Genomic DNA, 20094 nt, shown 5'->3' with positions numbered 1-20094 from the left:
CCTTCATCAATGTGCGCGTACTACCGCCATGCTGCCGCCACGGCTCCACGCCGATCCGCTAAGGTAAGGCTTAGTTAGGTAACCCTTACCGAGTGGGCGGCTGCGGTGCGCCGTAAGCAGTTATCTCGATGTCGAGATAACTCTAGTGCATCCCCGCCGCTCGGTCATGCCCGGCCGCCCCGTAGTTCCGTGGTGGCGTGCTCAGGGGGTGGCGACGAGGTCGCCGAGCCGTGCGGCGAGCCACGGTTTGCGGCCGCCGGCTCGCATCCGGCCCAGGGCGATGGCCTTCCAGATCGGCGTGCGCCGGAAGGAGACGAGCAGGAAGGCGGTCGGTTCGACCGTGAGCCTGCAGTCGTACGCGCGCGGCGGGGCGTCGCGGGTCACCGTCATCGTCCCGTCGGCGACGACGACTGCGAGGCGCGGCCCACCCCTGACGACCAGGTCGAACGCGATGCGGACGCCCCGCGCCTTCGCCGTGTCCAGGGCCAGGCTCATCATCGTCGGCATCGACTGGCCGATCACCAGGCTCGCGTCGTCCGCGCCGATCGACCACGGAAGCCCGGCTCCGCGCGCGATGTCCAGGCCGTGCACGAGGCTCTCGCTGAGCATCAGGCCGGTCACCACCGCCACGGTGAGCGTCGGCTCGGGCCCGTACCAGGGCGCGGTGACCGGGGTGTCCGGGGCGAGACCCTCGGTGATCCGCAGGAACGTCTCACCCCGTTCGGCGAGGAGGTCGCCGAGCCGGGCGCGCCCCTCGCCGTCGAGGAGCCCGATCGAGGTGTCGTTCATGGCCGTGATCCGCTCGACGAAGGGCAGATCGCCGGAGGGCAGGACGCTCCCCCAGTCGATGCCTGCGCCGGGGGCCGCGTCGGCCGGGACGACGGAGCCGTACGCGAGGTATACGGAGGCGAGATGCGCGCCGACGTCGCCGACGGTCCATTTCGGGACACCGGAGGCGGCGTCCAGGTCGGGAACCTCGCGGAGCAGCCGCGTGAGGCGCGGGATCGCGGCGGCCAGCGCCGCGCGGGTCCTCTCGTGCTCGGAGACGGGATCGAACGTCATGACGGTGCCCATGCGACTCCCCCAAGCTGCGGACGGGCCCGCAGATTACCGCCGAGTAGCGCGACGGCGATAGACACCGAAGACACTGATGGCCGCGCACCGATGGCCGGGGGCGATCGGCCGGCCGAGGATCGAGCCATGTTCAACGGCGCGCACGTGATTCTCTACACCCGGGACGCGGAGGCCGACCGCGACTTCCTCAAGGACGTCGTCGGCTTCGACCATGTGGACGCCGGCCGGGGCTGGCTCATCTTCAAGCTGCCGCCCGCCGAGATCGCCGTGCACCCCACGGAGGGCGAGCCGAAGCACGAGGTCTATCTGATGTGCGAGGACATCACGAGCACCCTGACGACCCTGGAGGACCGGGGCGCCGAGATCTCACGCCCCATCACCGACCAGGGCTGGGGCCTGCTCGCGGCCGTCCGGCTGCCGAGCGGCACCGAACTCCCCCTGTACGAACCGCGTCACCCGACCGCGCACACCCTGTCACCCTGACGGCCTACCCCAATGACGATCACCATCTCATATCTGAGATAACGTGACGCCATGGCAGACGACTACCTCGTACGCATCGGCAAGCTCATCCGTGACGCCCGTCAGCACCGCGGCTGGACACAGACGCAGCTTGCCGAGGCGCTGGCCACGAGCCAGAGCGCCGTCAACCGGATCGAGCGCGGCAACCAGAACATCAGCCTTGAGATGATCGCCAGGATCGGCGAGGCCCTCGACAGCGAGATCGTGTCCCTGGGTTACGCGGGACCGATGCACCTTCGCGTCGTCGGACGCCGCCGGCTCTCCGGAGCCATCGACGTCAAGACGAGCAAGAACGCCTGTGTCGCGCTGCTCTGCGCCTCGCTCCTCAACAAGGGCCGCACGGTCCTGCGCCGGGTCGCCCGCATCGAGGAGGTCTTCCGGCTCCTGGAGGTCCTCAACTCCATCGGCGTGCGCACCCGCTGGATCAACGACGGGGTCGACCTGGAGATCGTGCCGCCCGCCGAGCTGGACATGGAGTCCATCGACGCCGAGGCCGCGATCCGCACCCGCTCGATCATCATGTTCCTCGGCCCGCTGCTGCACCGCATGGACCGCTTCAAGCTGCCGTACGCCGGCGGCTGCGACCTCGGTACGCGCACGATCGAGCCGCACATGATCGCGCTGCGCCGCTTCGGCCTGGAAGTCACCGCGACCGACAACCTCTACCACGCGCAGGTCGAGCGCTCGGTCTCCCCCGACCGCCCGATCGTCCTGACCGAGCGCGGCGACACGGTGACCGAGAACGCGCTGCTCGCCGCCGCCCGCCACGACGGCGTGACGGTCATCCGCAACGCCTCCTCCAACTACATGGTCCAGGACCTGTGCTTCTTCCTGGAGGCGCTGGGCGTCCGGGTCGACGGCATCGGCACGACCACCCTCACGGTGCACGGCATCGCCCAGATCGACGTCGACGTCGACTACTCCCCCTCCGAGGACCCGGTCGAGGCGATGAGCCTGCTGGCCGCGGCGGTCGTCACCGAGTCGGAGCTCACGATCCGCCGGGTCCCGATCGAGTTCATGGAGATCGAGCTCGCGGTCCTGGAGGAGATGGGCCTCGACCACGACCGCTCGGCCGAGTACGCCGCGGACAACGGCCGCACGCGCCTCGTGGACCTGACGGTCCGCCCCTCCAAGCTGGAGGCGCCGATCGACAAGATCCACCCGATGCCCTTCCCGGGCCTGAACATCGACAACGTCCCCTTCTTCGCGGCCATCGCGGCCACGGCGCAGGGCAAGACACTCATCCACGACTGGGTCTACGACAACCGCGCCATCTACCTCACCGACCTCAACCGCCTCGGCGGCCGTCTCCAGCTCCTCGACCCCCACCGCGTCCTGGTCGAGGGCCCCACCCGCTGGCGCGCCGCCGAGATGATGTGCCCGCCGGCCCTGCGCCCCGCGGTGGTCGTCCTCCTGGCGATGATGGCGGCCGAGGGCACGTCGGTCCTCCGGAACGTGTACGTCATCAACCGCGGTTACGAGGAGCTCGCGGAGCGCCTCAACTCGGTCGGTGCGCAGATCGAGATCTTCCGGGACATCTAGGGATATCCCGCGTGCCCTTGAGGCCCCCTCCACTCTTCGCGAGTGAGGGGGCCTTCGCGCTGTGGGTCAGCGGGCCGTCGGTGCGGTCGGGTCGAGGTAGGGGGCGCGCGTCGCCTGGCGGGTGAGGAGGGAGGTGCGGTGGTCGGGGGTGGTGGCGAGGTCCAGGGCCGTCCAGGCCATCGCTAGGCCGCCGTCGAGGATCGCGCGGTCGGCCTGGGGGGTCGTGCCGTACCGGGTGAACTCGGGGTTGTGCATGATCGTGTCGCCGCAGTCGTAGCCGATCATGGGATGGATGGTCGGGACGTGGTGCGAGACGTTGCCCATGTCGGTGGAGCCGCCGCGGATCGAGGGGTCCTCGGCCTTGGCGTCGCGGCCCAGGGCGCGGGCCGCGGCGAGGTAGCTTCGGCTCATGGCGAGGTCCTGGCGGAGGTCGGCGTAGTCGTTGCCGACGGCCTCCAGGGCCAGTTCGGCACCGGTGGCGAGGGCGCCGGCCTCGAAGCAGGCGCGGATGCGGGCCTGGAGTTCGCGGAGTTCCTCGCTGGTGCCGGCGCGGCAGTCGTAGTCGGCGGTGGTGCGGGCCGGGATGACGTTGGCCGCCTCGCCGCCGGAGGTGACGATGCCGGAGACGACGGCTCCGGGCCGCATCTGCTGGCGGTACGCGGCGATGGCGACCTGCGCGATCATCATCGCGTCGGCGGCGTTGACGCCGCGCTCGGGCATCGCCGCGGCGTGCGCGGAGCGGCCCGTGTAGCCGACCTGCCAGCTGCTGATGGCGAGCGAGCTCATACCGACGGAGTCCGAGGGCGCGGCGTGCACCATCATCGCGGCGGCCACGTCGTCGAACGCGCCGCCGCGCAGCATGTCGGCCTTGCCGCCGCCGGACTCCTCAGCCGGGGTCCCCAGGAGCTTGACCGTGATGCCGAGCTCGTCGGCCAGCGGCGCGAGCGCGAGGGCCGCGGTGACGGAGGCGGCGCCGTTGACGTTGTGGCCGCAGGCGTGGCCGATGCCCGGCAGTGCGTCGTACTCGGCACAGATCCCGATGACGAGGTCGCCGCTGCCGGCGGTGGCGGTGAACGCCGTCGGCAGGTCGCACACGCCGCGGGTGACGTCGAAGCCGGCGGCTTCGACGAGCTCGGTGATGCGGCGGGCGGCGCGGTGTTCCTCGTAGGCGAGTTCGGGGTCGGCGTGCAGCTGGTGGCTGAGGGCGAGAACGTCGTCCTGGCGCCGGGTCACGACGTCACGGATGTGTGCGCGCAGCACGTCGGTCGTTGTGGTGGTGGTGGTCATGAGTGGGCCTCGCGGTCCTTCGCGGTGCGGTAGAGCAGGGAGATCGCGGCGCCGGTCAGCGAGACGATCGCGCAGATCGTCCAGGACGTGGTGTAGGCGCCGACCTCGGGCAGGGTCTCGCCGGCCGGCGTACGGGCGGCGAAGACGGTGAGCACGATCGCGGCGCCGACGGAGCCGCCGACGTTGATGAGGAGTTCGTTGATCCCCGAGCCGACCGAGGTCCGGTCGTGGGGGACGGACTCGACGGCGAGGGTGCGGGTGGAGTGCTGGAGGAAGCCGATGCCGAGCCCCGCGACGGCGGTGCCGGTGAGGAACAGCGGCATCGAGCCGTGCCAGGTCAGTGAGGCGACATAGCCGGCGGCCATGAGCAGGGAGCCGGCGCACAGGGTGAGCCGGTCGGAGATCGCGGCGGCGACGGCGGGCGCGACCAGGGCCCCCGCCGCGATGGCGAGGAGGTTGGGCAGCATGGCGAGGCCGATGGCGAACGGGTCGAGGCCGAGGCCGTAGCCGTGCTCGGCGGGGCCGGTGCCCATGAAGACGGGGTTGGCGACCTGGAGGCCGATCATCGGGACGGTGAAGGTCATGGTCACGAGGGAGACGGTGACGACGTTGCGGTGCCGGAACATCCGGACGTCGATCATCGGCTCGGCGGTACGCAGCTCCCCGAGGACCCACAGGGCGGTGACGAGTGCGCCGCCGACGAGGCAGCCGAGGGTGCGCGGCGAGGTCCATTCCCAGTCGGGCAGTCCGCCCATGCCGAGGCCGAGCATGATCGCCACGAGGCCCACGCACAGGAGGATCCCGCCCGCCCAGTCGATCCGTCCGCCGGGTCGCGCCGCGGACTCGGGGAGCAGCGGCCAGGTGACCGCGAGGGCCAGGCCGACGGCCGCGGTGGGGACCCACAGCGCGGCGGTGGGGCTGTCGACCGTACGGGCCACGAAGCCGCTGGCGACCAGGCCGACCGCGATGCCCGCGACGAGCGCGGCGACCATGTAGCTGATCCCGCGCCGGGACTCCGCGTCACCGCCGCCCTTGCCGCCGCGGTTGCGGAGGACGCCGACGAGCAGCGGGAAGAAGCCCGCGAACGCGCCCTGGAGGATCTGGCCGGCGAGCAGCACTCCGAAGGAGCGGCTGAAGCCCACCAGGACCGAGCCGAGCAGGACGATCGCGAGGTTCCAGCGCAGGATGCGCCGGTGGCCGTAGAGGTCGCCCATGCGGGACAGGACCGGGGTGAACGCGACGGACGCGAGCAGGTTGGCGATGCTGATCCAGTTCAGGTCCGCGGCGGTGACCTTGAGGGTCTCCGTGAGGCCCTTCAGCAGCGGGGAGAGGAAGCCCTGGGTGATGCCGCTGGACAGCTCGAGGGCGTCACCGCCGAGGTCGCCGTACGCTGCGCCCCCGGGCGCGTGCACGACACCGCGCTGGCCCTCGCCCGGCGGCCCGAGGCGCGGTCCGTGGAAGTCGCCACCGGCGCGCTCGACGTGTTCGCCGAGCTGAACGTGCCCGACCACGACGCCCTGCTCACCCTCGTCGACGCGGGGATCGGCAGACTCGACGGTGTCGTCGACATCCACACCTCGGTGGTCCTGCGGCTGCTCCTCACCGCCAGCGACTGGGCCCCGTACGACGACGAGCCCACGGACGTACGCCGGCACGCCATCGAGGGGCGGCGGCTGCCCGAGCCACCGGTGGTCGACGAGCTCGACCGGCGCCTGGTCGCGCTGCTCCGCCGCGACGCCCGGATGTCGACCACCCGGCTGGCCCGCGAGCTCCGGGTCGGCGAGACCACCGCGCGCCGCCGGCTGGGCCGCCTGATGGCCTCCCACGTCCTCCACCTACGGCTGCACGCGGAGCCCGAGGTGCTCGGCTACCCGGTCGAGGCTCGGTTCAGGCTGGCCGTCGCCCACGCCCGCCTCGATGCCGCGATCCGCCGCCTGGCCGAGGAGCCGGCCGTCCGCCATCTCGTGGTCACGACCGGCACGACGGCTCTCCTCGGCTATTCCAGCCACCGCTCGACGCGGGATCTGCACGACTTCACCGCTCGCGTCCTCGGCTCGCTCGACGGCGTCACGTCGGCGGAGGTCGCGGTGCTGATGCGTACCTACAAGCGCGCCGGGTTCCAGTCGGGCCCTTAGTCAAGGGCCGGGGCTTTGGTTAAAGCGTCGGGCCTTGGCCAAGGGCAGCCGGCTGGCCTTGGCCAAGGGCAGCCGGTCGTCCTGCTGTGGCGGCTCAGCCGCCCACGCCCGGTCCCACCCCGCCCTTGAGGCGTTCGATGTCGGAGGCGCGGACCTGGATCACGAAGATGGCTATCAGCGCGCCGACCACGGCAAAGATGGCTGCTGTGACGAAGCCCGCGGTGACGCCGGAGGTGAGTACCTCGTCGCTCCAGGGGGGTGGCAGTTGGCCGGTTCTGGTGAACTGGGCCCTCTCCAGTGGACTCGCCTGGGCCAGGAACGCGGGAACCTGCGTGTCGGCCTCGTTGCGGCTGGCCGTGCCGAAGACCGTCACGAGGATCGACAGGCCGAGCGAACCGCCCACCTGTTGCGTCGCGTTGAGCAGGCCGGAGGCGGCGCCCGACTCCTGGGGCTCGACGTTCGACAGCGCCATGATGGTCAGGGAGACGAACATCAGGCCCATGCCGAGGCCGAAGACGAGGATCGGTCCGAGGATGCTGCCCAGATACGTGGAGTCGACATCGGTGAGTGTCAGCCAGGACAGGCCGGCCGCGGCGAGGATGGAGCCCACCACCATGAAGGGTTTGGGTCCGTATTTGGGCAGCAGGTTGGAGGTGAAGCCGGCGCCGACCGCGATGATGGCACTGATCGGCAGGAAGGCGAGACCGGCGTCCAACGGACTGAAGCCGAGGACCTGTTGGACGAACAGGGTCAGGAAGAAGAACATCCCGAAGATCGCCGCCGCCAGGCAGAGCATGATCGCGTAGGTGCCCGACCGGTTGCGGTCGGCGAACATGTGCAGCGGGGTGATGGGCTGCTGGGAGCGGCGCTCGATCAGGATGAACAGGCCCAGGAGCACCACCGCGGCGCAGAACGAGCCGATCGTGTACGGGTCGCGCCAGCCCTCCTGGGCGGCGCGGATGAATCCGTACACCAGCGCCACCATGCCGAGCGTCGAGGTCAGCGCGCCCACGAGGTCGAAGTGGCCGGGGTGCCGCTCGGACTCCTTGACATGGCGCGGGGTGAGGAAGGCGATCAGCAGGGCGATCGGCACGTTGACGAAGAAGATCCAGCGCCAGTCGAGCCATTCGACGAGCATGCCGCCCGCGACCAGACCGATCGCGCCGCCGCCGGCCGAGACGCCCGCGAAGACGCCGAAGGCCCGGTTACGCTCCGGGCCTTCGTCGAACGTCGTGGTGATGAGGGAGAGCGAGGTCGGGGAGGCTATCGCGCCGCCGACGCCCTGGAGGGCGCGGGCCGCGAGGAGTTGCCACTCGCTCTGCGCGAGTCCGCAGAACAGTGAGGCCAGTCCGAAGAGCAGCACACCGAAGATGAACACGCGCCGCCGCCCCAGGATGTCGCCGGCGCGTCCGCCCAGGAGGAGCAGACCGCCGAAGGTCAGGGTGTAGGCGTTGACAACCCAGGACAGGCTGGTCGTGGAGAAGTCCAGCGCGGTCTGGATGTGCGGGAGGGCGATGTTCACGATGGTGATGTCGAGGACCACCATCAGCTGACACGAGGCGATCACGAACAGGGCGATGCCCTTGCCGTCATTGCCCCTCTTACGGGGGGCGGTCGCCGTCGGAGTCTGCGGCTCGGGTGTTCTACTCATGGCAGTTCATGGCGCATCGCGCCCTCACCTGACGGGGCCGTGGGCCGGTCAGTCCACCTTTCGACACTAAGCCAGGGCTGTTCGGGTGACCAGTTGATCAAGCGGGGGTGGGTTCCTCCAGGACCGCGAAGCCGTCCAGCTCCACCCGCGCCTGTTCGTCCCAGAGTCGTACGACTCCGATGACGGCCATCGCCGGATAGTCACGGCCCGCCAACCTGCGCCAGATACGGCCGAGTTCGGCGGCGTGGGCACGGTAGTCGTCGACGTCGGTGGTGTAGACGGTGACGCGCGCGAGGTCGGCCGGGGTGCCGCCGGCGTGGCGCAGGGCGGTGAGGAGGTTGCCGAGGGCGGTGGTGAACTGCTCGGGGAGGGTCTCCCCCACGACCTTGCCCTCGCTGTCGAGGGCGGTCTGTCCGGCGAGGAAGACCAGGCGGGTGCCGGTGGCGGTGACGGCGTGTGAGAAGCCGGTGGGCGGGGCGAGTTCGGCCGGGTTGTGGCGGTGGAGGCTCATGCGGACACCGGCCTCTCGGGACGGGCGTCCGTAACCGTCGGGTGGCTCGCGTGCGTCGGGTGGCTCGCGTGGCTCGCGTGGGACGCGTGGGACGCGTACAGCTCCTTGGCGATGATCGCGCGCTGGACCTCCGTGGCCCCCTCGTAGATCCGGGGTGCGCGCACCTCGCGGTAGAGGTGTTCCAGGAGGTGGCCGCGTTGCAGGGCGGCCGCGCCGTGCAGCTGGACGGCGGCGTCGACGACGTACTGCGCGGTCTCGGTGGCGAGGAGTTTGGCCATGGCGGAGCGCCTCGGCACGTCCGGGTCGCCGCTGTCGTACGCGGTGGCCGCCGCGTACACGAGGAGGCGGGCGGCCTCCGTGCGGGTGGCCATCTCGGCGATGCGGTGGGAGACGGCCTGGAGGTCGGCGAGGACGCCGCCGAAGGCGGGGCGGGCGGCGGTGTGGGCGACGGCGGCGTCGAGGGCCGCCTGGGCCATGCCGACGGCGAAGGCCCCGACGCTGGGCCGGAAGAGGTTGAGGGTGTGCATGGCGACCCGGAAGCCCCGGTCCGGTTCGCCGAGGAGGTCCTCGGGACCGACGGGCACGCCCTCGAAGGTGAGGGTGCCGATGGCGTGCGGGGAGAGCATGTCGAGGGCCTCGCCGCCCAGCCCCGGGCGGTCGGCGGGGACGAGGAACGCGGTGACGCCACGGGCGCCCGCGCCCCGGGTGGTGCGGGCGAAGACGGTGGCGAAGTCGGCCTCGGGGGCGTTGGAGATCCAGCGTTTCTCGCCGTGCAGGCGCCAGCCGCCGCGCCCGTCGGGGACGGCGTCGAGGGCGAGGGCGGCGGCGTCGGAGCCGGCGCCGGGCTCGGAGAGGGCGAAGGCCGCGACCGCCCGTCCCGCGGTGGCCTCGGGGAGCCAGCGGGCGCGCTGAGCGTCGGTGCCGAAGGCGGCGACCGGGTGGGTGCCGAGGCCCTGGAGGGCGAGGGCGGTCTCGGCCTCGGTGCAGGTCTGGGCGAGGGATTCGCGCAGGAGGCAGAGGTCGAGGGCGCCCGCGTCGAAGAGGCGGGTGAGGAGGCCGAGTTCGCCGAGGGCGGCGACGAGGGGGCGGTTGACGCGGCCCGGCTCGCCCTTCGCGGCGAGCGGCGCGAGGTGGTCGGCGGCGAGTGCGCGGAGCTCCGCACACCAGGTGATCTGTCCCGGATCGAGCGAGAATGCGGGCATGTGGGCCCTCTCCGACGCCCTGCGGCGCCCTTGTCGCTGCACCGTACGGCGCCGTCCGTGCGCCGCTCGACGCGTCTGTCCCCGCGCCGCCGGGCAGCTCCGTACCGACGCCGCTCCGTACGCCCTTCCGCGCCCCTCCGCCGGACGCTCTTGTCGCGAACCGTTGACTGTCGTCACCAACACGATACGCTCGTGTGGCGTTGAGCGACCCCACCACGACAGGGGGACGGACTCATGGAGCTGACACCCTCGGCCCATCTCGACACCTTCGCCCGCGACGGACTGCCTCCGCCGGAGCGCTGGCCGCACCTCCTCTTCGAGCTGCCTGAGCTCGCGTACCCCGACCGGCTCAACTGCGGGGCGGAGCTCCTCGACCGCACGGTGGAACGATTCGGCACGGACCGGCCCGCCTTCCTCGACGCCGAGGGCCGGATCTGGAGCTACGGAGACCTCCTCGACCGCGTCGACCGCATCGCCCACGTCCTCACCTCCGACCTGAAGGTGCGGCCCGGCAACCGCGTGCTCCTGCGCGGCCCGACCACCCCCTGGCTCGCCGCCTGCTGGCTCGCCGTGATGAAGGCCGGCGGCGTCGCCGTCACCGTCCTGGCCCAGCAGCGCGCACCCGAACTGGCCGTGATGGCCGAAGCGGCGCGCTGCACCCACGCGCTCTGCGACGCCCACTCCCTCGACGAGCTCCTCGCCGCCCGGATCCCGGACCTGCGCGTCACCCCCTTCGGCGGGGACGGCCCGGACGACCTGCTGGCCCTCGCAGCCCGCCACGACGGCCGGTACGAGGCGGTGGCGACCGCCGCCGACGACGTGGCACTCATCGCCTTCACCTCCGGCACCACCGGGCAGCCGAAGGGCTGCGTCCACTTCCACCGGGACGTCCTCGCCGTCGCCGACACGTTCTCCGCGCACGTCCTGCGCCCGCGGCCCGACGACGTCTTCGCCGGTTCGCCGCCGCTCGCCTTCACGTTCGGCCTCGGCGGGCTCGTCGTCTTCCCCCTGCGCGCCGGGGCGAGCGCGGTCCTCCTCGAACAGGCGGGCGCCCGGCAGCTGCTCGCGGCGATCGAGCGGCACCGGGTCTCGGTGCTCTTCACCGCCCCGACGGCCTATCGCGTCATGCTCGACGAGCTGGCCGGCGAAGGCGCCCCGGACGTCGGTTCGCTGCGGCGCTGCGTCTCCGCCGGCGAGAACCTCCCCGAGGCGACCTGGAACGCCTGGTACGGCCGGACCGGCCTGCGCCTGATCAACGGAATCGGCGCGACCGAGCTCCTGCACATCTTCATATCGGCCGCCGACGGCGACATCCGCCCCGGCACCACGGGCCGCCCGGTGCCCGGCTGGCAGGCCAGGATCGTGGACCGGGAGGGCCGGGAGGTCCCGGACGGCGAGGAGGGGCTGCTCGCCGTGCGCGGACCGGTGGGCTGCCGCTATCTCGCCGATCCGCGCCAGGCGGATTACGTACGGGACGGCTGGAACGTCACGGGCGACACGTACGTCCGCAGGCCCGACGGCTGGTTCCGGTACGTCTCACGGGCCGACGACATGATCATCTCGGCCGGGTACAACATCGCCGGGCCGCAGGTGGAGGAGGTGCTCCTCGACCATCCCGACGTCGTCGAGACGGCGGTCGTGGGCCGCCCAGACGAGCTGCGCGGCCAGGTCGTCGTCGCGTACACGGTCGTACGGGACGGGGTGCCGCGCGACTCCGGCACGGCCGCCGCGCTGCGGGCCTTCGTCCGCGCCCGCCTCGCCCCGTACAAGTCACCCCGCCGGATCGTCTTCCTCGACGCGCTGCCACGCACCGCGACGGGCAAACTGCAGCGCTTCCGGCTGCGTGATCCGGTCTGATCCGGCGCCGAGCACATCCGGCCAACCCCCTAAAGTGATCACGTGGCCGAGCAGCACACTCCCCGATCCCTGATCGTCTCCCTCTACGGCGCGTACGGCCGTGGGCCCGACGAGTCCCCCATGCCGGTGGCCGCGCTGATCCGGCTGCTCGGGAGGCTCGGTGTGGACGCGCCCTCGGTGCGCTCCTCGGTCTCGCGGCTGAAGCGGCGCGGGCTGCTGCTGCCGCGGCGGACGGCGGACGGCGCGGCCGGGTACGCCCTGTCGGAGGACGCCCGGCGGCTCCTCGACGACGGCGACCGCCGGATCTACGCCCGTACGGAGCCCAAGCTGTCCGACGGCTGGGTCCTGGCCGTCTTCTCGGTGCCCGAGGCGGAGCGGCACAAGCGGCACCTGCTGCGCTCCCGGCTCGCCCGGCTGGGCTTCGGCACGGCGGCGCCGGGGGTCTGGATCGCCCCCGCCCGGCTGTACGAGGAGACGCGTAACGCCCTGGAGCGGCTGGAGCTCTCGACGTACGTGGACCTCTTCCGGGGCGAGCACCTGGGGTACGCGGCGACGGCCGAGGCGGTGGCCCGCTGGTGGGACCTGCCCGCGATCGCGGGGCTGCACGAGGAGTTCCTCGCGGCCCACGAGCCGGTCCTGCGGTCCTGGCGGTCGGCGCCGGGAGGCCCGGAGGACGCCTATCGGGCGTATCTCCTCGTCCTGGACTCCTGGCGCCGCCTGCCGTACGCGGACCCGGTCCTGCCGGCGGAGCTGCTCCCCGACGACTGGCCGGGCCGCCGCTCGGCGGAGGTCTTCGCCGCCCTGCACGAGCTGCTGTGGGACCGGGGTGCGGAGTTCGTCCGCCCGTTCGTCAGCGGGGACCCCGCGAGCCCGGCCTGATCGGCAAGACGCCCCCTAGAACATGGTGTTGTCGTTCTCGGAGGTGGGCGGGACGACCTGGAGGACGTCCCAGTGTTCGACGATCCTGCCGTCGGCGTCGAAGCGGAAGATGTCGATGCCCGCGTACTCCTCGTCGGGCCAGACCTGACGGCAGTGCAGGACGACGTGGTCGTCCTCGGCGAATGCCCGCTGGTACTCGACGCGCTTGCCCGGGTACTCGGCGGCCATGCGCTCGAAGTAGTCGATGAACGCCTGTTTGCCGTCGCCGACGTGTGGGTTGTGCTGGGTATAGGTGTCGCCGACGTACTGCTCGACGGCCTCGGCGGGGCGGCACTGGTTGAACATCAGGTCGTAGAACGCCTTGGCCGTCGCCTTGTTCTTCTCCGGGTCGCTCATGGTGCCACCGTAGGTCCGGCGGTCACGTGCGGCGCGGTGAGCGCGTCGGGCAGGTGGCGTCACTCTTCTCAGGCGCTCTCGCGGTAGGGCGCCCTCTGTACCGTCATCGCCCGCAGCAGGCAGACGAGTCCCGCCACCGACAGGATCGAGCGGACCGTGTTCCACGCGACCCAGGAGTCCTCGAAGGCGGACCGGGCCGCCGCCGGGTCGCTCGTGGTCGCGAGGGCTTCGTTGAGGGGGACGTTCGCCGCCGTGGTGACCAGGAAGACCGCCACGCACAGGACGAACCCGGCGAGCGTCCAGGCTCGGGCCCTGGTGGCCCGGTGCTGCCAGGCGGCCACGCCCGTGAGGATCGGCGCCCCGATGAACGCGGTGAAGAAGACCGGGTTCTGGATCACTTCGTTGATGTTCCGCATGACCTCCACGAAGACCCGGTCGTCGCTGCGCGCCAGCGCCGGCATCACCGAGCAGACGTACGCGAACAAGAGTCCCGCGACCAGTCCGGTCGCCACCGTCGCCGCGCCGAGGACCGCCCCGGCACCTTTCCCGCCCCTGTTTTGTGTCATGTCCCCATTCAAGAGCAGTGGCACCGCGCGGACCATCGTTTCGCGTCGCACCGGCATGCGCGAGCGTCCACGGTCGACCGGGCGGTCCTACTCGCGGCGGCCCGTCGGGGGCGGGCGGCTGCCCGCGCGGTACGGGGCCGGCCAGGGCGCGGCCGGGCCCTCGTAGCCCTGTTCGGCCGCCGCGTGGAGGGTCCAGTGCGGGTCGAAGAGATGCGGGCGGGCGAGGGCGCAGAGGTCGGCGCGACCCGCCAGGAGCAGGGAGTTGACGTCGTCCCAGGAGGAGATCGCGCCGACGGCGACGACGGGGACGCCGACCGCGCTCCGGATCCGGTCGGCGTACGGGGTCTGGTACGAGCGGCCGTACTCGGGGCGTTCGTCGGGGACGACCTGGCCGGTGGAGACGTCGATCGCGTCGGCTCCGTGGGCGGCGAAGGCGCGGGCGATCGTGACGGCTTCCTCGGCGGTGGTGCCGCCCTCGGCCCAGTCGGTCGCCGAGACGCGCACGGTCATGGGGCGGTCCTCGGGCCACACCTCCCGTACGGCGTCGAAGACTTCGAGCGGGAAGCGCAGCCGGCCTTCCAGGGTGCCGCCGTAGGCGTCGGTGCGGTGGTTGGTGAGCGGGGAGAGGAAGCCGGAGAGCAGGTAGCCGTGTGCGCAGTGGAGTTCGAGGAGGTCGAAGTCGCAGCGGGCGGCCCGGCGGGCCGCGGCGGTGAACTCCTCGCGTACGGAGGCGAGTCCGGCGCGGTCGAGGGCGCGCGGGGTCTGGTTGACGTCCGCCCTGTACGGGAGGGGTGAGGCGGCGACGAGCGGCCAGTTGCCCTCGGGCAGCGGCTGGTCGATGCCCTCCCACATGCGCCGGGTGGAGCCCTTGCGGCCGGAGTGGCCGAGCTGGACGCCGAGCGCCGTGCCGGGCGCCTGGGCGTGGACGAAGGCGGTGATCCGGGCCCAGGCGTCGGCCTGTCCGTCGGTCCACAGGCCGGAGCAGCCAGGGGTGATGCGACCCTCGGCGCTCACGCACACCATCTCGGTCATGACGAGTCCGGGGCCGCCGAGGGCCCTGGCCCCCAGGTGGACGAGGTGGAAGTCGCCCGGGACGCCGTCCTCGGCGACGTACAGGTCCATGGGCGAGACGACGATCCGGTTGCGGAGGGTGAGCCCGCGCAGTCGGAAGGGGGTGAACATGGGCGGGGTCCCTGGCGGGCAGCCGAAGTCGTGCTCGACCGTGTCGGTGAAGGCCGGGTCGCGCAGCCGCAGGTTGGCGTGGGTGACGCGGCGGCTGCGGGTGAGGAGGTCGAAGGCGAAGCGGCGGGGCGGCCGGTCGACGCGGCCGGCGAGCTCCTCGAACCAGCGGAGGCTGGCCAGGGCGGCGCGCTGGGTGGACTCGACGACGGGGCGCCGTTCGGCCTCGTAGGCGGTCAACGCCTCGGCGAGGGTGGGGTGTTCGCCGAGCTGCCGGGCGAGGGCGAGGGCGTCCTCGACGGCGAGCTTGGTGCCGGAGCCGATGGAGAAGTGCGCGGTGTGGGCGGCGTCGCCGATGAGGACGGTGTTGCCGTACGACCAGCGCTCGTTGACGACCGTACGGAACGCGGTCCAGGCGGAGTTGTTCGCGCGGAGCTCCCGGCCGCCGAGCGCCTCGGCGAAGATCTTGGCGCAGCGGGCGGTGGACTCGGCCTCGTCGAGTTCGTCGAACCCGGCGGCCCGCCAGACCTCCTCGCGCATCTCCACGATGACGGTGGAGGAGTCCGCGGAGAAGGGGTAGGCGTGGAGCTGCATCACGCCGTGCTCGGTCTCGGCGGTCTCGAAGCGGAACGCTTCGAAGGGGAAGTCCGCGGCGAGCCAGATGTAGCGGCAGCGGTGGGTGGTGACGGTGGGGCGGAAGTGGTCGTCGTGGGCCTCGCGGGTGCGGCTGTGGACGCCGTCGGCGGCGATGACGAGGTCATGAGCGGTCGCGAGCTCGGCGGCGGGCGGGGCCTCGGCGCGGAAGCGGAGTTGTACGCCGAGCTCGGTGCAGCGGGCGTGCAGGAGTTCCAGGAGGCGGCGGCGGCCGAGGGCGGCGAAGCCGTGGCCGGTGGAGGTCGTGCGGTTGCCCCGGTGGACGACGTCGATGTCGTCCCAGCGGACGAGCTCGCGGCGGAGCGCCTCGTACACGGCGGGGTCGGTGTCCCGGATGCCGCCGAGGGTCTCGTCGGAGAGGACGACGCCGAAGCCGAAGGTGTCGGAGGGCGCGTTCCGCTCCCAGACGGTGACCTCGCGGGCCGGGTCGAGCCGTTTGAGGAGGGCGGCGGCGTAGAGCCCGCCGGGTCCGCCCCCGATGACGGCGATCCGCAGGGGCGGCCCGGCCTCGGGCGTCGGGGTGCGGGCCGCTCTGGGCGTCGCGGGGCGGGCCACCCCGGGCGTCGGAGGGCGGGCCGTTGCGGGCGTCGGCTCGGGGCGGGGGGTCATGGTCAGCGGCCCTGCCACTTCGGGGGGCGCTTCTCGGTGAAGGCCGCGTGGAACTCCGCGTAGTCCTCGCCGTGCATCAGCAGGGCCTGTGTCGCCGCGTCCATCTCGATGGAGGCCGCGAGCGGCATGTCCAGCTCCGCCGAGAGCAGGGCCTTCGTCTGGGCGAGCGCCAGCGCCGGGCCGTCCGCGAGCCGGCGGGCGAGTGCGGCGGCGCGGGTGTCGGCGGCGCCCTCCTCCGTCAGCTCGCTCAGCAGGCCGATGCGCTCGGCCTCGGCCGCCAGGACCGGTTCGCCGAGCATGAGGAGCCGGGTCGCGTGACCGAGCCCGACGACCCGGGGCAGCAGGTAGGCCGCGCCCATGTCCCCGCCGGAGAGGCCTACCCGGGTGAAGAGGAAGGCGAAGCGGGTGGTGGGGTCGGCGATCCGGAAGTCGGCGGCGAGGGCGAGGACGGCCCCGGCACCCGCGGCGACGCCGTGCAGCGCGGCGACGACCGGGAAGGGGCACTCGCGGAGCGCCCGGACGACCTGTCCGGTCATCCGGTTGAAGTCGAGGAGCCGGGCGGTGTCGAGCGAGAGCGTGGCGCCGATGATCTCGTCGACGTCACCGCCCGAGCAGAAGCCCCGCCCCTCGCCGCCCAGCACGAGGGCGCGTACGGCGCGCTCCCGGGACAGCTCGGCGAGCAGGTCGCGCAGGTCGGCGTAGGCGCCGAAGGTGAGGGCGTTGAGCTTCGCGGGGCGCGCGAGCGTCACGGTGGCGACGCCCTCGTCGAGGTCCAGGCGCAGGTGCCGCCAGCGTTCGGTGCGGGTCGCGGAGCCGGTAAAGGGGCTCATCCGGAACGGCCTCCTTCCTCCACCCGGAGGGTATCACTCAACTGTGACTGTCGTCACGAGCGCGCGATAAAGGAGGTGTGTGCTCAGGCCCCACAAGGTCCCGGGAGAGAGATGACCGAAGTCCCTGGCGCCCGGGGAGGGGGGCCCTGGGAACGGGATCTTGTACCTCGTAAGGTTGAAACCAGGACGTCTCGGGGTGCCTCCACCCCACTCGCCCACCTGCCGCCCCTCGGTGAAGGGAGCCCTGCCACCCATGCCCGAAGCCACCGGACCCGCCGCCTCCTGGCGCATCCACCTGCCCCACACGACCGCCGCCGTGCCGATCGCCCGCGCCCTGATCCGTACCGCCCTCAACGACATCGCCCCCGGGGCGGCCGCCCTGCCCGACGGGGACACCGCGGAGCTGCTCACCGCCGAGCTCGTCGCCAACGCCGTCGAGCACACCGCGGGCCAGGGCCCGATCGAGCTGGTCGTCGAGCTGCTGGCCGCGCCCGGCGGCTGCCAGATAGAGGTGCACGACTCCGAGCCGGCCGGCCCCGGCGAGCTCGCCTGTCCCGACCCAAACGCCGAGGTCGACCCCTGGCAGGAGCACGGCCGCGGCCTCCTCCTGATCCGCGCGCTGAGCAGCGACTGCGGCCATCGCCCGACCGCGCACGGCAAGGCGGTGTGGTTCACGCTCCCCGGAATTCCGGCTCAGCGCCGCCGCCAGGAGCCCTGAGCTACAGCGGAACGGGGACGGCCGCGGTCACGACGGGTTCGCCAGGGTGGCCACCAGGACCGCCTTGATGGTGTGCATGCGGTTCTCGGCCTCGTCGAAGACGACGGAGTGCGCCGACTCGAAGACCTCGTCGGAGACCTCCAGCTCGGTCAGACCGTGCCGGGCGTGGATGTCGCGGCCGACGGCCGTGCCGAGGTCGTGGAAGGCCGGCAGGCAGTGCAGGAACTTGACGTCCGGGTTCCCGGTGGCCCGCAGCACGTCCATGGTCACGGAGTACGGGGCGAGGGCGGCGATCCGCTCGTCCCAGACCTCCTTGGGCTCGCCCATCGACACCCAGACGTCGGTGGCCACGAAGTCGGCGCCCCGGACCCCGTCCGCCACCGACTCGGTGAGCGTGATCGTGGCGCCGCTGGCCTCGGCGAGCTTGCGGGCGGCGGCGACGATTCCCTCGGCCGGCCAGTACGCCTCCGGGGCGACGATCCGCACGTCCATGCCGAGCAGGGCTCCGGCGACGAGGTAGGAGTTGCCCATGTTGAAGCGGGCGTCGCCGAGGTAGGCGAAGGCGATCCCGTCGAGCGGCTTGTCGGTGTGCTCGGTCATGGTGAGCACGTCGGCGAGCATCTGGGTGGGGTGCCAGTCGTCGGTGAGGCCGTTGAAGACGGGGACCCCGGCGAACGCCGCGAGCTCCTCGACGGCGTCCTGGCTGTCGCCCCGGTACTCGATGCCGTCGAACATCCGGCCGAGGACACGGGCGGTGTCCTTGACCGACTCCTTGTGGCCCATCTGGGAACCCGAGGGGTCCAGGTAGGTGGTGGAGGCGCCCTGATCGGCGGCGGCGACCTCGAAGGCGCAGCGGGTGCGGGTCGAGGTCTTCTCGAAGATGAGGGCGATGTTCCTGCCGCGCAGCCGCTGGACCTCGGCGCCCGCCTTCTTGGCGGCCTTGAGCTCGGCGGAGAGCGCGATCAGGCCGCGGAACTCCTCGGCGGTGAAGTCCAGCTCCTTGAGGAAGTGGCGGCCGATGAGGTCAGTGGCCATGGGACGCGCTCCTGGGGTACGGGTCGAGGGGACGGGCGGCGGCTGAGGCGGCGGGCGATCGACAGAGCGACGACCGGCCGCGGACCCTGGAAGTCTATACGTACATCAGCATTTATATACAGCCTTGGTGCCCTCTCCGCCTGTGGGGAAGGACTCAGATCGCGTCCCGCTCCACCGGGCAGCTCATACAGCGCGGACCGCCCCTCCCCCGGCCCAGCTCGCTCCCCGGGATCTCGATCACCTCGATGCCCTGCTTGCGCAGATGGGTGTTGGTGGTGACGTTCCGCTCGTACGCCACGACCACCCCCGGCTCCACGGCGAGGACGTTGCACCCGTCGTCCCACTGCTCACGCTCCGCCGCGTGCACGTCCTGCGTCGCCGTCAGGACCCGGATGTCCTGGAGCCCGAGGGCCGCGGCGATGGCGCTGTGCATCTGCTCCGGCGGATGGTCGGTCACCCGCAGGGACTGCCCCGCGTCGCCGGGTTCGATCGTGTACGAGCGGAGCATGCCGAGCCCCGCGTACTGCGTGAACGTGTCCTGGTCGACCATCGTCATCACCGTGTCCAGGTGCATGAACGCGCGCCGCTTCGGCATGTCGAGCGCGACGATCGTGCGCGCCGAACCGGCCGCGAACAGCCCCCGGGCCAGCATCTCCACCGCCTGCGGAGTGGTGCGCTCGCTCATCCCGATGAGCACGGCGCCGTTGCCGATGACCAGGACGTCCCCGCCCTCGATCGTCGACGGGTAGTCGCGCTGCCCCTCCGACCAGTGGTGGAAGGGACCCGCCTCCGGGCCCGCGAAGAGCGGGTGGTGTCCGTAGATCGCCTCGAAGTGCACCGTCTCGCGCTGCCGGGCCGGCCAGCGCATCGCGTTGATCGAGACGCCGTCGTAGATCCAGGCCGAGGTGTCCCGGGTGAAGATGTGGTTCGGCAGCGGCCCGAGGACGAAGTCGTCCAGGTCGAGGGCGTGGAAACGCACCGACGTCGGCTCCCGGTGCGCCGCCAGGAACTCCCGCTTCGTCATACCGCCGACGAGCGCCTCGCCGAGCGCCCCGGCCTCCAGCGAGTCGAACGCGGCGCGCAGGTGGTCGGCGGCCAGCGGCCCGTACTCCTTCTCGTCGAAGACCCGGTCCAGGACCAGCGCGCGGGCGGCGGGCACCTCCAGGGACTCGCGCAGCAGGTCGCCGAAGAGATGCACCTCGACCCCGCGGTCGCGCAGCACGTCGGCGAAGCCGTCGTGCTCCTGGCGGGCCCTGCGCACCCAGAGCACGTCGTCGAAGAGGAGGGCGTCCTTGTTCGACGGCGTGAGCCGCTTCAGCTCCAGATCGGGACGGTGGAGGATGACGCGGCGCAGCCGCCCGGTCTCGGAATCGACATGGAATCCCATGGGCCCATCCTGACGGAGCCGGGCGGCCTGGGCCCGTCTTTCGGGCCTTCGAACCCGGGT

The 20094-nt window shown here is 72.0% G+C and carries 18 protein-coding genes; 6 read left to right on the top strand and 12 right to left on the bottom strand.

The genetic code is table 11. From position 1 onward, the window contains the following. Window positions 1-201: 201 nt before the first annotated feature. Window positions 202-1062 (bottom strand): maleylpyruvate isomerase N-terminal domain-containing protein, encoded by an 861-nt coding sequence (locus SGA01_RS09105; protein WP_229917996.1) that lies wholly within the window; start codon window positions 1060-1062, stop codon window positions 202-204. 138 nt (window positions 1063-1200) lie between these two features. Here SGA01_RS09105 and SGA01_RS09100 point away from each other — a divergent pair, with 138 nt between their 5' ends. Together SGA01_RS09100 and SGA01_RS09095 are read left to right on the top strand one after the other, a co-directional pair. Then, window positions 1201-1557 (top strand): VOC family protein, encoded by a 357-nt coding sequence (locus SGA01_RS09100; RefSeq protein WP_141295068.1) that lies wholly within the window; start codon window positions 1201-1203, stop codon window positions 1555-1557. Window positions 1558-1608: 51 nt separating this feature from the next. Continuing rightward, complete coding sequence (locus tag SGA01_RS09095) at window positions 1609-3138, top strand: helix-turn-helix domain-containing protein (protein WP_141295066.1); 1530 nt, start codon at window positions 1609-1611, stop codon at window positions 3136-3138. A 66-nt stretch (window positions 3139-3204) separates the two neighbouring features. Here SGA01_RS09095 and SGA01_RS09090 read toward each other — a convergent pair whose 3' ends face one another. Together SGA01_RS09090 and SGA01_RS09085 are read right to left on the bottom strand one after the other, a co-directional pair. Continuing rightward, the gene (locus tag SGA01_RS09090; protein ID WP_141295064.1) at window positions 3205-4425 is read right to left on the bottom strand and encodes a M20 family metallopeptidase; all 1221 of its coding nucleotides are present in this window, start codon (window positions 4423-4425) and stop codon (window positions 3205-3207) included. Then, window positions 4422-5837: an MFS transporter gene (locus tag SGA01_RS09085; protein ID WP_141295062.1), complete on the bottom strand. Its 1416-nt coding sequence runs from the start codon at window positions 5835-5837 to the stop codon at window positions 4422-4424. The genes SGA01_RS09090 and SGA01_RS09085 overlap by 4 nt, the downstream gene beginning before the upstream one ends. Here SGA01_RS09085 and SGA01_RS09080 point away from each other — a divergent pair. After that, window positions 5832-6560: an Lrp/AsnC ligand binding domain-containing protein gene (locus SGA01_RS09080; protein WP_229917995.1), complete on the top strand. Its 729-nt coding sequence runs from the start codon at window positions 5832-5834 to the stop codon at window positions 6558-6560. The genes SGA01_RS09085 and SGA01_RS09080 overlap by 6 nt on opposite strands. 94 nt (window positions 6561-6654) lie before the next feature. On the opposite strand, the gene SGA01_RS09075 is transcribed toward SGA01_RS09080, so the two are convergent. The 3 genes from SGA01_RS09075 to SGA01_RS09065 all read right to left on the bottom strand — a co-directional run bounded on the left by SGA01_RS09075 (window position 6655) and on the right by SGA01_RS09065 (window position 9924). Then, window positions 6655-8211 carry an MFS transporter gene (locus tag SGA01_RS09075; protein ID WP_141295060.1) on the bottom strand — a complete coding sequence of 519 codons (1557 nt, stop codon included), beginning with the start codon at window positions 8209-8211 and terminating at the stop codon, window positions 6655-6657. 97 nt (window positions 8212-8308) lie between these two features. After that, window positions 8309-8722, bottom strand: coding sequence for a RidA family protein (locus SGA01_RS09070; RefSeq protein WP_141295058.1), 414 nt, complete (start codon window positions 8720-8722; stop codon window positions 8309-8311). Further along, the gene (locus tag SGA01_RS09065) at window positions 8719-9924 is read right to left on the bottom strand and encodes an acyl-CoA dehydrogenase family protein (protein ID WP_229917993.1); all 1206 of its coding nucleotides are present in this window, start codon (window positions 9922-9924) and stop codon (window positions 8719-8721) included. The genes SGA01_RS09070 and SGA01_RS09065 overlap by 4 nt, the downstream gene beginning before the upstream one ends. 234 nt (window positions 9925-10158) lie before the next feature. Between SGA01_RS09065 and SGA01_RS09060 the strand changes: the two genes are divergently transcribed. Both SGA01_RS09060 and SGA01_RS09055 read left to right on the top strand, forming a co-directional pair. Then, window positions 10159-11781: an AMP-binding protein gene (locus tag SGA01_RS09060; protein WP_141295056.1), complete on the top strand. Its 1623-nt coding sequence runs from the start codon at window positions 10159-10161 to the stop codon at window positions 11779-11781. 42 nt (window positions 11782-11823) lie between these two features. Next, window positions 11824-12660, top strand: a complete 837-nt coding sequence (locus SGA01_RS09055) for a PaaX family transcriptional regulator (protein ID WP_141295054.1) — start codon at window positions 11824-11826, stop codon at window positions 12658-12660. 15 nt (window positions 12661-12675) lie between these two features. Here SGA01_RS09055 and SGA01_RS09050 read toward each other — a convergent pair whose 3' ends face one another. The 4 genes from SGA01_RS09050 to SGA01_RS09035 form a co-directional block, all read right to left on the bottom strand. Continuing rightward, window positions 12676-13056, bottom strand: coding sequence for a nuclear transport factor 2 family protein (locus SGA01_RS09050; RefSeq protein WP_141295052.1), 381 nt, complete (start codon window positions 13054-13056; stop codon window positions 12676-12678). Between the two features lie 68 nt (window positions 13057-13124). Beyond that, a complete protein-coding gene (locus SGA01_RS09045; protein ID WP_141295050.1) occupies window positions 13125-13622 on the bottom strand; it encodes an anthrone oxygenase family protein in 498 nt (165 codons plus the stop codon). Window positions 13623-13709: 87 nt separating this feature from the next. After that, window positions 13710-16064: a bifunctional salicylyl-CoA 5-hydroxylase/oxidoreductase gene (locus SGA01_RS09040; RefSeq protein ID WP_141295048.1), complete on the bottom strand. Its 2355-nt coding sequence runs from the start codon at window positions 16062-16064 to the stop codon at window positions 13710-13712. 2 nt (window positions 16065-16066) lie between these two features. Then, a complete protein-coding gene (locus tag SGA01_RS09035; protein WP_141295046.1) occupies window positions 16067-16894 on the bottom strand; it encodes an enoyl-CoA hydratase family protein in 828 nt (275 codons plus the stop codon). 253 nt (window positions 16895-17147) lie between these two features. Here SGA01_RS09035 and SGA01_RS09030 point away from each other — a divergent pair, with 253 nt between their 5' ends. Continuing rightward, window positions 17148-17612, top strand: a complete 465-nt coding sequence (locus SGA01_RS09030) for an ATP-binding protein (RefSeq protein ID WP_141295044.1) — start codon at window positions 17148-17150, stop codon at window positions 17610-17612. 27 nt (window positions 17613-17639) lie between these two features. On the opposite strand, the gene argF is transcribed toward SGA01_RS09030, so the two are convergent. Next, the gene (gene argF / locus SGA01_RS09025; RefSeq protein ID WP_141295042.1) at window positions 17640-18647 is read right to left on the bottom strand and encodes an ornithine carbamoyltransferase; all 1008 of its coding nucleotides are present in this window, start codon (window positions 18645-18647) and stop codon (window positions 17640-17642) included. Between the two features lie 154 nt (window positions 18648-18801). Continuing rightward, window positions 18802-20034 (bottom strand): arginine deiminase, encoded by a 1233-nt coding sequence (locus SGA01_RS09020; RefSeq protein WP_055640892.1) that lies wholly within the window; start codon window positions 20032-20034, stop codon window positions 18802-18804. Between the last annotated feature and the right edge of the window lie 60 nt (window positions 20035-20094).

It is taken from the genome of Streptomyces gardneri (genome assembly GCF_006539185.1).
GTDB lineage: Bacteria > Actinomycetota > Actinomycetes > Streptomycetales > Streptomycetaceae > Streptomyces > Streptomyces gardneri.
This window is presented reverse-complemented; position numbering and strand designations above follow the sequence as displayed.

Bases quoted from the DNA above. Each gene is read 5' to 3' on its own strand.
- SGA01_RS09105 (WP_229917996.1), bottom strand. From the start codon at position 1,062: ATGACGTTCGATCCCGTCTCCGAGCACGAGAGGACCCGCGCGGCGCTG.
- SGA01_RS09100 (WP_141295068.1), top strand. From the start codon at position 1,201: ATGTTCAACGGCGCGCACGTGATTCTCTACACCCGGGACGCGGAGGCC.
- SGA01_RS09095 (WP_141295066.1), top strand. From the start codon at position 1,609: ATGGCAGACGACTACCTCGTACGCATCGGCAAGCTCATCCGTGACGCC.
- SGA01_RS09090 (WP_141295064.1), bottom strand. From the start codon at position 4,425: ATGACCACCACCACCACAACGACCGACGTGCTGCGCGCACACATCCGT.
- SGA01_RS09075 (WP_141295060.1), bottom strand. From the start codon at position 8,211: ATGAGTAGAACACCCGAGCCGCAGACTCCGACGGCGACCGCCCCCCGT.
- SGA01_RS09070 (WP_141295058.1), bottom strand. From the start codon at position 8,722: ATGAGCCTCCACCGCCACAACCCGGCCGAACTCGCCCCGCCCACCGGC.
- SGA01_RS09065 (WP_229917993.1), bottom strand. From the start codon at position 9,924: ATGCCCGCATTCTCGCTCGATCCGGGACAGATCACCTGGTGTGCGGAG.
- SGA01_RS09060 (WP_141295056.1), top strand. From the start codon at position 10,159: ATGGAGCTGACACCCTCGGCCCATCTCGACACCTTCGCCCGCGACGGA.
- SGA01_RS09050 (WP_141295052.1), bottom strand. From the start codon at position 13,056: ATGAGCGACCCGGAGAAGAACAAGGCGACGGCCAAGGCGTTCTACGAC.
- SGA01_RS09045 (WP_141295050.1), bottom strand. From the start codon at position 13,622: ATGACACAAAACAGGGGCGGGAAAGGTGCCGGGGCGGTCCTCGGCGCG.
- SGA01_RS09040 (WP_141295048.1), bottom strand. From the start codon at position 16,064: ATGACCCCCCGCCCCGAGCCGACGCCCGCAACGGCCCGCCCTCCGACG.
- SGA01_RS09035 (WP_141295046.1), bottom strand. From the start codon at position 16,894: ATGAGCCCCTTTACCGGCTCCGCGACCCGCACCGAACGCTGGCGGCAC.
- SGA01_RS09030 (WP_141295044.1), top strand. From the start codon at position 17,148: ATGCCCGAAGCCACCGGACCCGCCGCCTCCTGGCGCATCCACCTGCCC.
- argF (WP_141295042.1), bottom strand. From the start codon at position 18,647: ATGGCCACTGACCTCATCGGCCGCCACTTCCTCAAGGAGCTGGACTTC.
- SGA01_RS09020 (WP_055640892.1), bottom strand. From the start codon at position 20,034: ATGGGATTCCATGTCGATTCCGAGACCGGGCGGCTGCGCCGCGTCATC.